This window comes from Streptomyces sp. NPDC031132 (assembly GCF_055570595.1).
On record NZ_JBVIGX010000012.1, the window covers coordinates 160,511 to 173,029 of the forward strand.

Annotated in this window: 13 protein-coding genes; 5 read left to right on the plus strand and 8 right to left on the minus strand. The window is 73.3% G+C overall.

Going from position 1 to position 12,519, the window contains the following annotated elements:
• Window positions 1-147 precede the first annotated feature (147 nt).
• From ACZ49B_RS20195 to ACZ49B_RS20210, 4 genes are all read right to left on the minus strand, one after another.
• Window positions 148-381 (minus strand): DUF5133 domain-containing protein, encoded by a 234-nt coding sequence (locus tag ACZ49B_RS20195; RefSeq protein ID WP_468307613.1) that lies wholly within the window; start codon window positions 379-381, stop codon window positions 148-150.
• A 427-nt stretch (window positions 382-808) separates the two neighbouring features.
• On the minus strand, window positions 809-1,075 hold the full coding sequence (locus ACZ49B_RS20200; protein ID WP_468307616.1) for a DUF4235 domain-containing protein: 267 nt from the start codon (window positions 1,073-1,075) through the stop codon (window positions 809-811).
• 96 nt (window positions 1,076-1,171) lie between these two features.
• Window positions 1,172-1,366 carry a hypothetical protein gene (locus tag ACZ49B_RS20205; RefSeq protein WP_468307618.1) on the minus strand — a complete coding sequence of 65 codons (195 nt, stop codon included), beginning with the start codon at window positions 1,364-1,366 and terminating at the stop codon, window positions 1,172-1,174.
• Between the two features lie 53 nt (window positions 1,367-1,419).
• Window positions 1,420-1,800 carry a PRC-barrel domain-containing protein gene (locus tag ACZ49B_RS20210; protein WP_468307621.1) on the minus strand — a complete coding sequence of 127 codons (381 nt, stop codon included), beginning with the start codon at window positions 1,798-1,800 and terminating at the stop codon, window positions 1,420-1,422.
• 652 nt (window positions 1,801-2,452) lie between these two features.
• On the opposite strand from ACZ49B_RS20210, the gene ACZ49B_RS20215 reads away from it, so the two are divergent.
• The 4 genes from ACZ49B_RS20215 to ACZ49B_RS20230 all read left to right on the plus strand — a co-directional run bounded on the left by ACZ49B_RS20215 (window position 2,453) and on the right by ACZ49B_RS20230 (window position 5,830).
• Window positions 2,453-3,115: a deoxynucleoside kinase gene (locus ACZ49B_RS20215; protein ID WP_468307623.1), complete on the plus strand. Its 663-nt coding sequence runs from the start codon at window positions 2,453-2,455 to the stop codon at window positions 3,113-3,115.
• An 81-nt stretch (window positions 3,116-3,196) separates the two neighbouring features.
• Window positions 3,197-4,555, plus strand: a complete 1,359-nt coding sequence (locus tag ACZ49B_RS20220; protein WP_468307625.1) for a hypothetical protein — start codon at window positions 3,197-3,199, stop codon at window positions 4,553-4,555.
• On the plus strand, window positions 4,552-5,226 hold the full coding sequence (locus tag ACZ49B_RS20225) for a hypothetical protein (protein WP_468307628.1): 675 nt from the start codon (window positions 4,552-4,554) through the stop codon (window positions 5,224-5,226). Before ACZ49B_RS20220 ends, ACZ49B_RS20225 begins: the two co-directional genes overlap by 4 nt.
• A gap of 370 nt (window positions 5,227-5,596) precedes the next feature.
• The gene (locus ACZ49B_RS20230; protein WP_468307631.1) at window positions 5,597-5,830 is read left to right on the plus strand and encodes a hypothetical protein; all 234 of its coding nucleotides are present in this window, start codon (window positions 5,597-5,599) and stop codon (window positions 5,828-5,830) included.
• Window positions 5,831-5,956: 126 nt separating this feature from the next.
• Here ACZ49B_RS20230 and ACZ49B_RS20235 read toward each other — a convergent pair whose 3' ends face one another.
• From ACZ49B_RS20235 to ACZ49B_RS20250, 4 genes are all read right to left on the minus strand, one after another.
• On the minus strand, window positions 5,957-6,505 hold the full coding sequence (locus tag ACZ49B_RS20235) for a hypothetical protein (RefSeq protein ID WP_468307633.1): 549 nt from the start codon (window positions 6,503-6,505) through the stop codon (window positions 5,957-5,959).
• Window positions 6,502-7,446: a class I SAM-dependent methyltransferase gene (locus ACZ49B_RS20240; protein WP_468307636.1), complete on the minus strand. Its 945-nt coding sequence runs from the start codon at window positions 7,444-7,446 to the stop codon at window positions 6,502-6,504. The genes ACZ49B_RS20235 and ACZ49B_RS20240 overlap by 4 nt, the downstream gene beginning before the upstream one ends.
• A gap of 158 nt (window positions 7,447-7,604) precedes the next feature.
• The gene (locus ACZ49B_RS20245) at window positions 7,605-8,726 is read right to left on the minus strand and encodes an FUSC family protein (protein ID WP_468307639.1); all 1,122 of its coding nucleotides are present in this window, start codon (window positions 8,724-8,726) and stop codon (window positions 7,605-7,607) included.
• Between the two features lie 135 nt (window positions 8,727-8,861).
• Complete coding sequence (locus ACZ49B_RS20250) at window positions 8,862-11,090, minus strand: MMPL family transporter (RefSeq protein WP_468307642.1); 2,229 nt, start codon at window positions 11,088-11,090, stop codon at window positions 8,862-8,864.
• 266 nt (window positions 11,091-11,356) lie between these two features.
• Here ACZ49B_RS20250 and ACZ49B_RS20255 point away from each other — a divergent pair.
• On the plus strand, window positions 11,357-12,519 hold a 1,163-nt coding region (locus ACZ49B_RS20255; RefSeq protein ID WP_468307646.1), incomplete at its 3' end, for a sensor histidine kinase.

Here is a 12,519-nt window from a genome sequence, read left to right on the forward strand (position 1 = left end):
TTGTTGGGTGGCTCCCCCCCCCCCCCCCCCCCCCCCCCCCCCCCCCCCTTTCCCCCCCCCCCCCCCCCCCCCCCCCCCCCCCCCCCCCCCCCCCCCCCCGGGACCGGCGCCAGCTCCGGTGTCAGCGCCGTACGAGTCGAGTCGGCCTCAGGCCGCCGCTTCCGTACCCTCCGCGTCAGTAGGCCAGGCGGCGCTCATCCGTTCCCGGGCCGCGGCCAGCGCGGCGTCGATGTCGCGCGTCCCGGTCGACACGCACAGCGTGTAGACCACGTCCTCCAGCCGCTGCCGCGGCGGTTCCTGACGGCCTCCGGCCGGGAGCTGCGACACCATCTCGTACTCCTCCACCAGACACGCCAGCACGGCAGGATGAGCCATCAGCACGATCTCGCTCCTTCGCATGTCGCCTTCACGGGGCCGGAACGCCGCCTGCGCCTCGAGTGCCCCCGGCCGGGCGTCCCATGCGCCCCACGCGTCGTACTGGCCGATAGTGTGCGGTGGTTGTGGCGGTGGCTCGTGGCCCCGCGCCTGGACCCGGGGCACCGTCCATGGACCACCGCCCGTGGCGCGCCGGGGTGGCGAGCCGGTCGAAGTCCTGACCGGTGGTCAACAGGGCCCCCGCAATTGCACCGGCCGGGGTGCCGACGATCAGGTCGGCCTCGCCGAGATCCACCCCGATGCGGCGCAGTCCGCCCCTACGGCCCGGGTCGATGATGCGTACGCCATGTTCCAGGCGTCGGACGACGGACGACGGACGACGGCATGGTCAAGGCCCGCCTCGGCCGTGAGGCCGAGCAGCGGCTTCGGCGGTTCAGGCCGGCCAGGTGCCCGACAGGCGCCGTACGGCAACGGCCCCGGACCGCTGGACGGCTGCTTTGACCAGGGCGAAGATCGCGCCCTGGATTGCGGCGGCGATCAGTATCTCGCGCCACTGCCGTTCCTCGTCCGTGGCGTTCGGGGCGTCGTCCTCGTGCCCGGCGAGTTTCCAGACCTGTTTGAACACCGCCCCGGCCAGCAGGCCGGCGCCGGTTCCGAGAGCCAACGCGATCGGCTTGTAAGCGACTTTCGATGCCTTCATCGCACGCCTCCTCCTTCCGTCACTGCGCAGCCCGACGCGGCTCCCCGAGGCCTGAGCGTCGAGGAGCCGCCCTGCATGGGCCTGCTGCTGCCGGGGTCAGTCCCCGGAGCGGGCCCGTTCGCCCGCCCGGCGTTGGGCTTCGGCACTCGGTGTCAGCGCGTCTCCTGCCTCGCGGTCGTGACCGCCCGGCATGAGTGCCTCTTCGGCCTCCTTGCGGGCTTCGCGGTCGCCGCTCTCCCCCGGCGCCTTCGAGGGCGGGGTCGTCGGCTTGTGCTTCTCGTGTCCGGTCACTGTGCATGCTCCTTGCGTCTCGGACGGTGCCGTCCCCACAACGGCTCCCCCGGTCAGACCGGGCGGCCGCCGAACGGGCCGCCGAACGGCCCGCCGATGTCGTAGTACGTACCGATCTCCGCGCGGTAGCGCTCGTCCTGCAGGTGCTTGTCGCGGTAGAACTCGGGGGCGTTCTTGATCTGTTCCTTCGTCCGGTCTACGTAGATCTTCTCGTCGTCCACGTCGACGCGGGATACGGTGCCGGCCGGGAGGAGTACCTCCTTGCCGAAGATCCACGGACCGGTGTCCACCACGATGTACGCGGAGCCGGCCTCGTCGGAGTGCTTGTCCACCTTGCCGATACCACCGTCGACGGCCTCGACCTTGAATCCTGTCAGGTCGACGCCCTGCAGACGGCCCGAGGTCTCGCGATAGCCCCACACGTTCTCGGTCATGAAATGGCCTCCATGGTGGTTGGATCTCCCTCTCGCAACAGCGCGCCTGCCCCTCGTCTGCGGTCTCACACCCGGCGATCCGGATTCCGTGAATCCGCGGAGTGGAACCCGCTGCACTCCGTGCTGTGGGCAGTTCTCGGGGGGACCAGTACCGACCGTTTCCGGGGACCGCCCCGACCAACAGACGCCAGGGCCCGCCCGGTTGGACATCGACGCCGCGTTCCAGCACCCCACGGCCCAGCCCCCGCGGCCGGAGTCTGACGCGTCAGGCGGCCAGGGCTCTCCCCCGACCGACGGCACCGCCGGCTCGGCTCTCTCAGGCGCCTCCGGCCGGGCAGCGCGCGGGCCCCCACCGCTGGTCAGGCGGGTGCCGACGCTCTGGCCTGCATGGGGTGGATCGTCATTTAAGATTCAAGGCGGCCGCGGGGCTGCGGCTCGTCGCTGTGCGCGGCGACTGCGGAACGGCAGGTCAGCCGGTCGAGGGGGGCGGCCTGTGCCAGAGCCCTGGTCCGGACGGGGGCCACCGCATGACGCTGATCATGAAGGTTCCGGGAATCGCGTGACCACCGGCGTGCGTGTCACGTGCGTCTCAGTGGTGTGGGGCGCCCGGCCCACCGCCCACGAACAGAAGACCGCCAGGGAGAAGTGAGGTATGCCAGTGATCTGCGTCGGAGGCATGATCGGCATCGGCAAGACGAGTGTCGCCGAACTGCTCGCCAAGGAGCTGGGCAGCGAAGTCTTCTACGAGAGCGTGGAAGACAATCCGATCCTCCCGCTCTTCTACACGGCGAGCCCCGAGGAGATCCAGGCCAAGCGCTACCCCTTCCTGCTCCAGCTGTACTTCCTGCAGACACGGTTCGCCTCGATCAAGGACGCGTACAAGCAGGGCGACAACGTCCTCGACCGGTCCATCTACGAGGACTGGTACTTCGCCAAGGTCAACCACGACCTGGGCCGGATCAGCTCCCTCGAGATGCAGGTGTACGAGGGGCTGCTGGGCGAGATGATGCGCGAAATCGACGGCCTGCCGTACCGCAAGGCACCCGACCTCATGGTCTACCTCAAGGCGGACTTCGAGACGGTGCTGCACCGCATCGGGCTGCGGGGCCGCAATTTCGAACAGGACGAGAGCCTCGTCGAGTACTACCGGACGCTGTGGTCCGGCTACGACGACTGGGTGCACAAGTACTACTCGGCCAGCGAGGTCCTCGTCGTCGACATGAACCACACCGATGTGGTGAACAACCCCGACGACGCGGCCCGCGTGGCGCAGGAGGTCAAGGACGCCCTGGCGGCGGTCGGCCACCGGCGCTGAGCTCGTCGTGGCCGAACCGGCACACCTCGGAGGCGGGTCGGCGGGACACGGAGGAGAATGGGGAGCAGCTCACGGAGGGTCATGCTTCCCTTTGCCTTGTGGGTCGGCCGCTCGCTGGCCGCGGTGTTTCTGAGCGCGGTGTTCGCGTGGGGCGTGCCCGTTGCTGCTCCTGCTGCCACCCCGCCGGTCCAGGCCGCGGCAGCGAGGTCCATCACGCTCGATCCGTCCCAGGGCCCACCGGGGACCAGGGTGACGGTCTACGGCTACGGGTTCGGCGCCTGCACGAGGGCCGGCCTCGCGCCCGAGCCGCGCCCTGCCGAGGCCGGCAAGATCCGTGTCACCTGGCGCGAAGGCACGGTGACGGCCGACGCCGAGGGCAAGTTCGAGACCGAGGTCACGGTTCCGACCGATGCGACTCCGCGCAGTTACCCGGTCACCGCGCTCTGCACGGTCAACTCGAAGGTCAGGGCGACCGCCGACTTCCAGGTCACGGCCGAGACCGGGCCGACAGCCCTGGCCCTGGACCCGGCCGAGGGGCCGGTACGGACGCCGGTCACCGTGACCGGCTCCGGGTTCGACGGCTGTAGCTCGGGCGGCGGCGAGGCCGGTACGGTCACACTGGCGTGGGACGGCAGCCCGCTCCCGGACGTCACGCCGACGGAGGTCACGGACGGCGGCGCGTTCACGGTGGGGTTCGCCGTTCCGTCCGACGCGGACGCCACGGATCACACGGTCACCGCGATCTGCGTCGGGTACGAGCAGGTCTCCGCCGAGCAGCAGTTCACGGTGACCGCCGTGCCCGGGCCGCAGCCGGAGGTGACGCTCGATCCCCCCTCGATGCAGCTCGGCGGCGGGTCCGTGACCATATCCGGTTCGGGATTCAACTGCCCGGAGGTGGCCCTGTCATGGGAGGGCGAACAGTGGGACACGGTGGCCCCCGCCGAGGACGGAACCTTCGCCACCCCGTTCGACGTGACGCCCGATACGGGCGAGGCCTCGTACACCGTACGGGCCGAGTGCACGGATGATCCCGGTGTGGGCGCCGAGGCGGCCTTCGCGGTGACCGGCGGCGGTCCGGTCCCGCCCACCCCGACACCTCCGGGTCCGACGCCTCCGGAACCGACGCCTCCGGATCCGACTCCGCCCACGCCGATCCCGACCCCGGCCCCCGGCCCCACCTCCAGCCAGGTCCCCGTCGGCCTGGTCATCGGTTCGAGCCTGCTCGGCGTGGCCCTGCTGGCCCTCGCGGGATCCGCGTTCCTCAGCCACCGCCACCGCGGGCCGCGCTGGGTCCACGAGCACGTCAGCTCCCGGCTGCGCCCCACCCCCGCGGCGACCGACGTGGCCGAGCCCTCCGAGACCGGCCCGCCGACCCGCTCCGTACGGCTGGAACCGCACCCGGATCCGGGTGAGCAGACGCTGAAGGAGGAGGACCCATGACCACGGCTCCCGTCGTCGAGCCCCTCACCGTCCGGGCCCTGCTGCTCGGCCCCGAGGGCCAGGCCCCCGAAGCGCTCGCCGACTCCCTCCAGGCCCACGGTGCGGTGACGGGCCTCCTCCCGGGCGTCCGCGGACTGTCCACCGCGGCCGACCGGGCCGTGGGCCGCGAGCTGGCCACGGTCGTCAACGGCTTCCTGAACCTCGACCTCGTCTCCCTGGTGGCTTCGGGCTGGTCCAAGTACGAGGCCCTCAGGGAGGCGGCGCGGCGCACGCGCCGCTCCCCCGGCAGCGAGGAAGTCGTGGCCCTGGCCACCCACACCATCAGCTCCGCGCACCACCCGTCGGTGGACCTCCTCGTGGACGGTGCCCAGGCCGCCACCGTCCCCGTGAAGCTCACCGTGTTCTTCCGGATCAGCGGACTCGTCGGGGTCGTCCGCGACGGCCTGCTCGTCGCCGTCCGCAGCGGGCAGTGCGCAGTGGAGGCCAAGCTCGCGGTACGGGACGTCGTGGTCGCCTCGCGCGACGGGCGGCTCGATCTCCCCGCCGTGCTGCGCCTGCGCGAGCCGATCGAACTGCTGCCGCACCGGCCGCCGGTCCCGCCCACGGCACCACCCCGACCGCTCGGTCCGCCCCCGCCGCCGCTTCCGCCGGTCCAATGGGGGCGTGGGTAGTTGCTGGGTTCGCTTTGCGGCGCTCGGCGTGTCCATGCCGCTGGGGGCGCGTCTTTGATACGGGTGTGGAGAGGGGGCCCGGCATCCGAAGAGACGAGAGTGGGAGTCGGTTGTGGCGATGGTCGGACTTTTCTGGATCACTCCGGACGCGGCGTACGTGGGTTCCCCGCCGGCCGCCGACGGGAGCTGTGTCCGGCTGACTGCCCACGGGCTGGAGGCCGTGGATCCCGACCGTTCCCGGTCGTGGGCGTGGGAAGGGCTGCGTTCCGCAGTCGTCGAGGACGTGCCTCGGCAGGGGCCTTCGGGCCGTCTGTCGGGGATCTTGGAGTCGTTGCTCTCGTCCATCAGCGGCGGCGAGGAGCCACCGGGCATGACGCTGCGGCTGCAGACCGAATACGGGGAGGAGGAGCTCAGGGTGTACTCGGCGGCGGCAGGGGGCTACGGCGCTCAGGAGGACGCGCTCTCCCAGGAGCTGCTCGCGCGGTTCGTGACCGGGACCGCGAACCCGCGAACCCTGGAGGCATGGGGTCGCGACCACGGCTCGGAGGGCACGCCCAAGGCACACGTGCGGGAGGATCTGCTGCGGGCCTGGGCGGAGATCTGAGGAATCTGCCGTCGGCAGTGTCCGCGCGGTCGGCACGGCACGGGCAGACTCCGACGCGTCCCCGGCCGGCGGAGGGCCCGACGCGCCGCCGGGTCCCGAGCGTGGTGGGGCAACGGCCGTCCGCCGTCAGGCCCCGGTGCGCAGGCTCCGGTCGGCCGTGAGTGCCTCGGCGTACCAGCGGCGGTGTACGAAGGGTTCGACGCACAGGACGGCGAGGCCCGCGACCGCGCCGACCAGCAGGGAGCCGGCTCCGCCGCCCGCGAACGCGCCGAGGCAGGCGATGCCCACGACGACCGGCCGCAGGAGGGTCAGCGGGCCCAGGCCGACCACCACGGCGAGGGTGCTGGCCCGGAACGGCAGAACGAAGTAGGCCGCGAGCGAGAGCAGGACCGCGGCGGCGTAGAGCGCGAGCGGCACGAGGTAGCCGATCGCGCCGTCGGCGAGGACGGCGTACGTGTGGGACCGGTCGTCGGCGGCCAGCAGTACGCAGCCTGCGGTGAGCGCGGGAGCGAGCAGCGTGACGGCGCCGACGGCCAGGCCCCGCAGCGCCGCCCGGGCGACGGCACGGTGCTTGCGGATCCGGGCATCGCGCCCGGCGTACGCCCGGAAGCCGCTGAACGCCGCGTCGACCAGGCCGAGTACGACCAGCGCCAGCGCCGGGACGGCCGGGTTCACCGTACTGTCCCGGCGAGTTGCTCGGGACCCACCAGGCGCCGGGAGGCGCGGCCCATGGCCTGGCGCAGCGGGGTCTCCAGGTGGGGTCGGATGCCGAGGACGGGGCGCAGGGTGGTGCAGAAGGGGTTGGCCAGGCCTCGGGGCTCGTACAGCAGGGGCCGGATGCCCGGGGCGGCCGCGGCGCTCAGCAGCGTCTCGTCGGTGTGGGCGCGCAGGGCGGAGGCGACTCCGTCGTGGCGGCCGAGGGGGTGGCGCATCCGGGCCCGGTGGAAGACCCAGGCGCCGATGGGGGCGAGCCGGGTGGCGGCGATGTCGAAATGGCAGAAGGCGAGGGCGGGCGAGGCGGCCTGGGCGCGGAAGAACTCCGCGAGGGCGGGGCCGCGGAAGTGGTGCAGGACGCCGGTGGAGACGTAGACGGTGGCGGCTTCCGGCAGGTCGAAGGCGTTGCCGTGGACGAATCGGCAGTCGAGTTCCTCCGCGCGGGCCAGCCGTTCGGCCTCGCCGACCAGCGCCGCGTCGAGGTCGACGCCGACGAGTTCAACGCCCGGGCCGAGGGCGCCGGTGGCCGCCAGCCAGCGGACGAGGTAGCCGAGGCCGGAGCCGATGTCGACCAGGCGCAGCGGCTCCGCGGGCCTGCCCTGCCCGGCGGTCGCGCGGAGCGCGGCGAAGAGCGGGCGGAGTACGTGGACGAGGCGCTCGCCGATGCGCAGCTCCTCGCTGAGCCGCTGCAGCTCGGTGTGCACGCCGATCATCAGGCGGTCCACGGCGTGCGGGTCGAGTACGTCGTCGCGGTCGGCCGACAGCGCGGCGACGATGCGGGCCGCGCGCGGATCACCCGCCTCGCGCAGCCGGCGGACCACCTCGGCCCGGCGGACCGGCAGACGCGCTCCGCTTGCCGGGTCCGTGACGGTGATCAGGTCGGATATCTCGAGAGGGGGCACGGTCGGAAACCTTAACCGCACCCGGATGGCGCACCGCTCCACACCCCACCCACCGGGCGAACGCGGCCGCGACGACGAACGCGCTGCTCACACCCGCGCTGTGCACACCCGCGGTGTGCACAGCGCACTGCATCGACACCCACGGCGGCCCCCGAGGGTTACCCCGGTGTCGGCGGTGGCCGGTCGGACCGGCCTGGGCCGCCGTCCGGCTCCCGGCGGCCACGGCCCGGGGCTCCGCGGCCCCGCAGATGGTCGGCGAGGGCCTCGTGGGTCAGGTGGAGCCCGGCCCGCAGCACCGCGTCGTGCCGGCCGGGGTGGGCCGTGCGGTGGGCGAGGTCGAGTGCGCGGGCCCGGTCGAGGGGTTCGGCGAAGTCCGCGCCGAGCAGCGCGGCGTCCAGGGCGCCGGCCGTGACCCGGACGAGTGGTTCGAGGGCCCGCAAGGCGGGGTCGGACGTACCGTCCGCACCCGGGTCCGCAGGCGCGCCGGGGCTGTCGCCGCGCGCCCGTTCGTACAGCTCCTGGGTGAAGTACTGGAGGGTCAGCGCGGTCCGGGCAGCGAGCACCACGCGTCCGTCGAGCCCCTCGGGCGGCCGGCCGGGCCGGCGGCGCACCAGGGGCCGCCCGGCCGCCGCCCGGTCGAACGCGTCCCGGCAGGCCTGCGGGCCCAGCCACAGCCGTGCCCGGTCCGGCAGCGCAGCCGGTCCCACGGCCGCCACGCCCCGCTCCAGCCCGCCGGCGATCCCGCGCAGCAGCTCCCCCACCTCGGTGCGGTAGCCGTCCAGTCCCGTAGCGGCCGACCGGTACGGGTCGGGAGGCCACAGCAGCGGCCCGAGCAGGACGACCACGGCGATGCCGACGAGGCTCTCCTCGAGCCGCGCCAGCGGATACCCGGGAACCGCGGTTGCGTAGACCATGAGCGCCGTGATCAGCACCTGCTGGTTGGGCGAACCCGGCCGCCCCATGAGGTACATTCCGGCGCAGCCTGAGACGAGCACGAGCGGGAAGGACCACGACGGGTCCGGCACCCAGTGCAGCACGACCGTGCTCAGCACCACGCCCACGACCACCCCGGCGAGGCGCTCCCACCCCAGGCGCGGCCAGGCGTAGACGTCCTCGCGCAGGATCAGCACCGCGGGGAGGGCGGCGGGTACCGGCGCCGTGCTCGTGCCCCACCACAGGCAGAGGTACCAGGACACGGCCGCGCAGAGGGCCAGCCGTGCGGCGGACCGTAGCCGCCTGCCAGGGGAGGACACGTACGGAGCGGCAACCAGACCGGACATGGCGGACATCGTAGGTCCCTGTGAAACCGCCACCGGCAGCAGACCCGCCCGAGCGGGCCGAGGGCCGGACGGCGCGCGGAAGGGCCTGCACGGTCCTTCCGCGTGCGCCGGCGCCCTCGCGGACTCGACGCCCGGTCAGCCCACCGGCACGGGCCGCTCCGTGTCGTCGGCACGCCGCGCATGCCCGTTCTCCGCCGTGTGCCGGGCGGTGTGACCGGTCTGCCGCGGCCGTACCGGCCACCAGATCGACCGGCCCAGCAGCGCGGCCAGCGCCGGAACCAGCACGACCGACAGGACGAACGCCGACAGGATGATCCCGAGCGCCGTCGCGAAGCCGATCTCCTGGGTGCCCGGATTCGGGTTGACGGCCAGGCTCCCGAACGAGGCGGCCAGGACCAGGCCCGCCGTCGCGATGGCCGGAGCGGTGTGCCGTACCGCCCGGGCCACGGCCGCCCGGGCCGGGCCGGGCTTCTCCATCTCCTCGCGAATCCGGTCGCTGATCAGGATGTTGTAGTCAGTGCCCAGCGCGACCACGAACAGGAACAGCACCAGCGGCAGCATGAAGTTCACCCCCGGCCGGTCCAGGAGGCTCTGGGAGACGAGCGCCGAGGCGCCGAGGGTCGCCGCGAAGCCCAGTCCGACGGAGATCATCAGGACCAGCGGCGCGAGCAGACTGCGCAGCAGCAGGAGCAGGATCAGCGAGATCAGGCCCGCGGCCACCGGGAAGACCACCTGCAGGTCGCCGGAGACGGCGGACGAGATGTCGGCGAAGATCGCGGCCGTGCCGCCCACATGCGCCTCGGTGCCGTCGGGCCGGTGCGCGGCCACCGCGTCCCGGACCGGTCCGGACACCAGGTCGCGGGCCTGCTGCCCCTGCGGATCGGCGGTCAGGAACAGATCGATCCGCGCCGCCCTGCCGTTCTCGCTGGGTACGGCCGGGGCGACCTGGCCGACGCCGTCGACCGCCGCGAGCGCCTCGGACAGTCCGCCCAGTGCGGCGGTGTCGAGCCTGCCGCCGCCCGAGGCGGTGACGAAAACGGTGGTGGGGTCCGAGACACCGGCCGGCAGGGCGCGCGAGATCTCGGCCGCAGTCCGCGCCGCCGCCGTACCCGCGTCGCCCGCGCCGCCCGTCCCGTAGTCCGTACGCATCCCGGCCAGGCCCGCCGCCAGGGCGCCGAGCAGTGCCAGCGAGGCGAGCACCATGGTCACCGGACGCGTCGTCACCCGGCGGCCCGTCCTGCCCGCCATCCCTTCGCGGGGCTTACGGCTCAGGGCGCGCGAGGGCCAGAACATCTTCCGCCCGGTGACGGCCAGCAGCGCCGGCATCAGGGTGAGGCTGCCCAGCAGCATCACCAGTACGGACACGGCGATCGCCGGGCCGAGCACCCGGAACTGACCGAAGGTCGCGACCCCCAGGGTGGAGAACGCGGCGACGATCGTCAGCGCCGCGGAGGTGACCGCCGTACCCACCCGGCCGGCGACCTCGGCGGCAGCGGCCCGGCCCGTCTGCTCGGGCCGGTCGCGCAGCTGCTCACGGAAGCGGAACAGCAGGAAGAGGAAGTAGTCGATCCCGATCCCGACCAGCACCACGCTGATCAACTGCGGCGTGGAAGCGTCGAGTTGAATGCCGGTGAGCAGCGACGCGCCGACCACCACACCGGAGGCCGCGCCGCCGATCACGGACACCACGAGCAGCGGCAACAGTGCCGCCAGGACGCTGCGGAACACCAGGACGTGCAGCAGCACGATCACCCCGAGCATGGCGATTCCGACGACCTTCGCGCGGGTCTTCTCCGCATCGGCGGTGTCCACGCTGTTCGCGAGCCCGGCCGTGAACCCGGTCCGCATACCGGCCTCGGCGAACTCGGCCCGGGCGTGGTCGCGGAAGGCCCGGTACAGGTCCTGCATCCCGGGATCCATGGGATTGCCGGTCAGTTCGACCGACAGCAGCCGGAAGCTCCGGTCCGGGGCCGTCATCGCCGGACTGAGCCGGGGGATCTGCGCATGGTCCTGGGTGAAGGGTGGCGTGTCCTTCGTCCTGGGCATCGCCACCTCGCGCCGGGCCAGCTGCGCGGCCTCGGCGTCGATCCGCCGTTCGTCGGCCTCCGACAGCTTCGCGCCGTCCGCCCGGGCCACGAGCACGGTGAGGGGGTTGGCGTCGGGCCTGACCCCGAAGTGCTCCTCGGCGACCTTCAGTGCGGCCGCCGAGTCGTAGGTCGCGGGCAGGAACTCGCCCGTACTGGGCTGTGTGGCGCGGAAGACGAACGCCTGGCCGAGGATGGTCATGGCGATGCCCAGCACCGCCCAGAGGGCGATGACCTTCCAGGGACTTCGGGTGGCGAAACCGGTCAGGGCGCGGATCACAGGTCCTCCGTAACTCGATCGACCGGGGGTTCCCGGACGTCGTCCAGCTCATCAGCGCCGCAGCCGCGAAACGTCGTGGCCTGGGAGGAACCCGCACCCGGGACCGGGGTCCGGCGAACCACGCGGACCAGGACCGGAGTCCTGGTCCGGCCTCCGCCCTCCGGGCCAGGGCCGCCTCTTCCTCCGCTGCGAGAATGGATCCCGTACGCGAACGGCGGCGCCCCGGTCCGGATCCGGCGGGCCGGTGACAGGGGGGACCGGCGGACATGCCGATACGCAGTGAGGGCCGGGCCGAGGAAGCGGGCGGGGGCGGGGCGGGCACCGCGGGGGACGTCGACGGGACCGGCCGGGCCAAGGGGCGCGGGGCCGCCTTCGACTGGACCCGCAACGATGCGCTCGTGGCCATCGGGGCCGCCGTGAACGACCTGATCGGCTATTCGCTCGGCGCCGCGGACGACGGCCGGCCCCTCACGGTGCCGGCGCTCGTCCTCGTGGTCCTGGCCGCGCCGTGTCTGCTGGCCCGCCGGGCCAGGCCGGTGACCGTGCTCTGCGCCGTCCTCGTCCTCGGCGCGGCGCTGAACCTGACCACGCCGCAGGGCCCGCACTTCTCCGCCGCCTACATGGTCGCCCTGTACACCGTGACCCGCCTGCGCAGCCTGGCGGTCACCGCGGCGGCCGCCGTCGCGACCGTGCCGCTCACGATGATCAGCGGGGGCTACGGAGACTCGTCCGTCCTGACGGGCCTGCTGGGCAACACGGTCGCGGTGGTGCTCGTCGTCGGCACCGGACTGGTGGTGCGGCGCTGGCAGGAGGAGGCCGAGGCCAAACGCACCCTGCTGGCCGACCGGGCGGTGGCCGAGGAACGCCGCAGGATCGCGCGCGAGTTGCACGACATCGTCGCGCACCACATCACCACCATGCAGCTGATGGCCGGCGGCGCCCGGGCCAACCTGGCGCACGACCCGGGGGCGGCCCGCGAGGCACTGGTCACCCTGGAGGACTCCGGGCGGATGGCGCTGCGGGAGATGCGGCAACTCCTCGACGTCCTGCGGGCCGGGGAGGAACCGGAGCACGTCCCACCGGCGCCGCAGCCCGGGACCGACGACCTCGGCCGGATCATCACCGAGTCCCGGCTGGCCGGCACGCCCACCGAGTTCACCGTGCGGGGGACGGCCCGCCCGCTGCCGCCCACCGTCGGCCTGACGGTGTTCCGGATCGTCCAGGAGGCCCTGACCAACGCCCGCAAGCATGCCGTCGGCGCGCGGGCCCACGTACGGCTGACGTACGGTCCGGACGGCGTCGACGTGGAGGTACGGGACGACGGTGCGCGCGGGGGGGGGGGGGGGGGGGGGGGGGGGGGGGGGGGGGGGGGGGGGGGGGGGGTGTGGAGGGGGGGGGGGGGGGGGGGGGGGGGGGGGAACCCTGCAGA

Excerpts from the sequence above, each read along its gene's own strand:
- ACZ49B_RS20210 (WP_468307621.1), bottom strand. The coding sequence starts at position 1,800 with ATGACCGAGAACGTGTGGGGCTATCGCGAGACCTCGGGCCGTCTGCAG.
- ACZ49B_RS20220 (WP_468307625.1), top strand. The coding sequence starts at position 3,197 with ATGCTTCCCTTTGCCTTGTGGGTCGGCCGCTCGCTGGCCGCGGTGTTT.
- ACZ49B_RS20215 (WP_468307623.1), top strand. The coding sequence starts at position 2,453 with ATGCCAGTGATCTGCGTCGGAGGCATGATCGGCATCGGCAAGACGAGT.
- ACZ49B_RS20245 (WP_468307639.1), bottom strand. The coding sequence starts at position 8,726 with ATGTCCGGTCTGGTTGCCGCTCCGTACGTGTCCTCCCCTGGCAGGCGG.
- ACZ49B_RS20230 (WP_468307631.1), top strand. The coding sequence starts at position 5,597 with ATGACGCTGCGGCTGCAGACCGAATACGGGGAGGAGGAGCTCAGGGTG.
- ACZ49B_RS20225 (WP_468307628.1), top strand. The coding sequence starts at position 4,552 with ATGACCACGGCTCCCGTCGTCGAGCCCCTCACCGTCCGGGCCCTGCTG.
- ACZ49B_RS20200 (WP_468307616.1), bottom strand. The coding sequence starts at position 1,075 with ATGAAGGCATCGAAAGTCGCTTACAAGCCGATCGCGTTGGCTCTCGGA.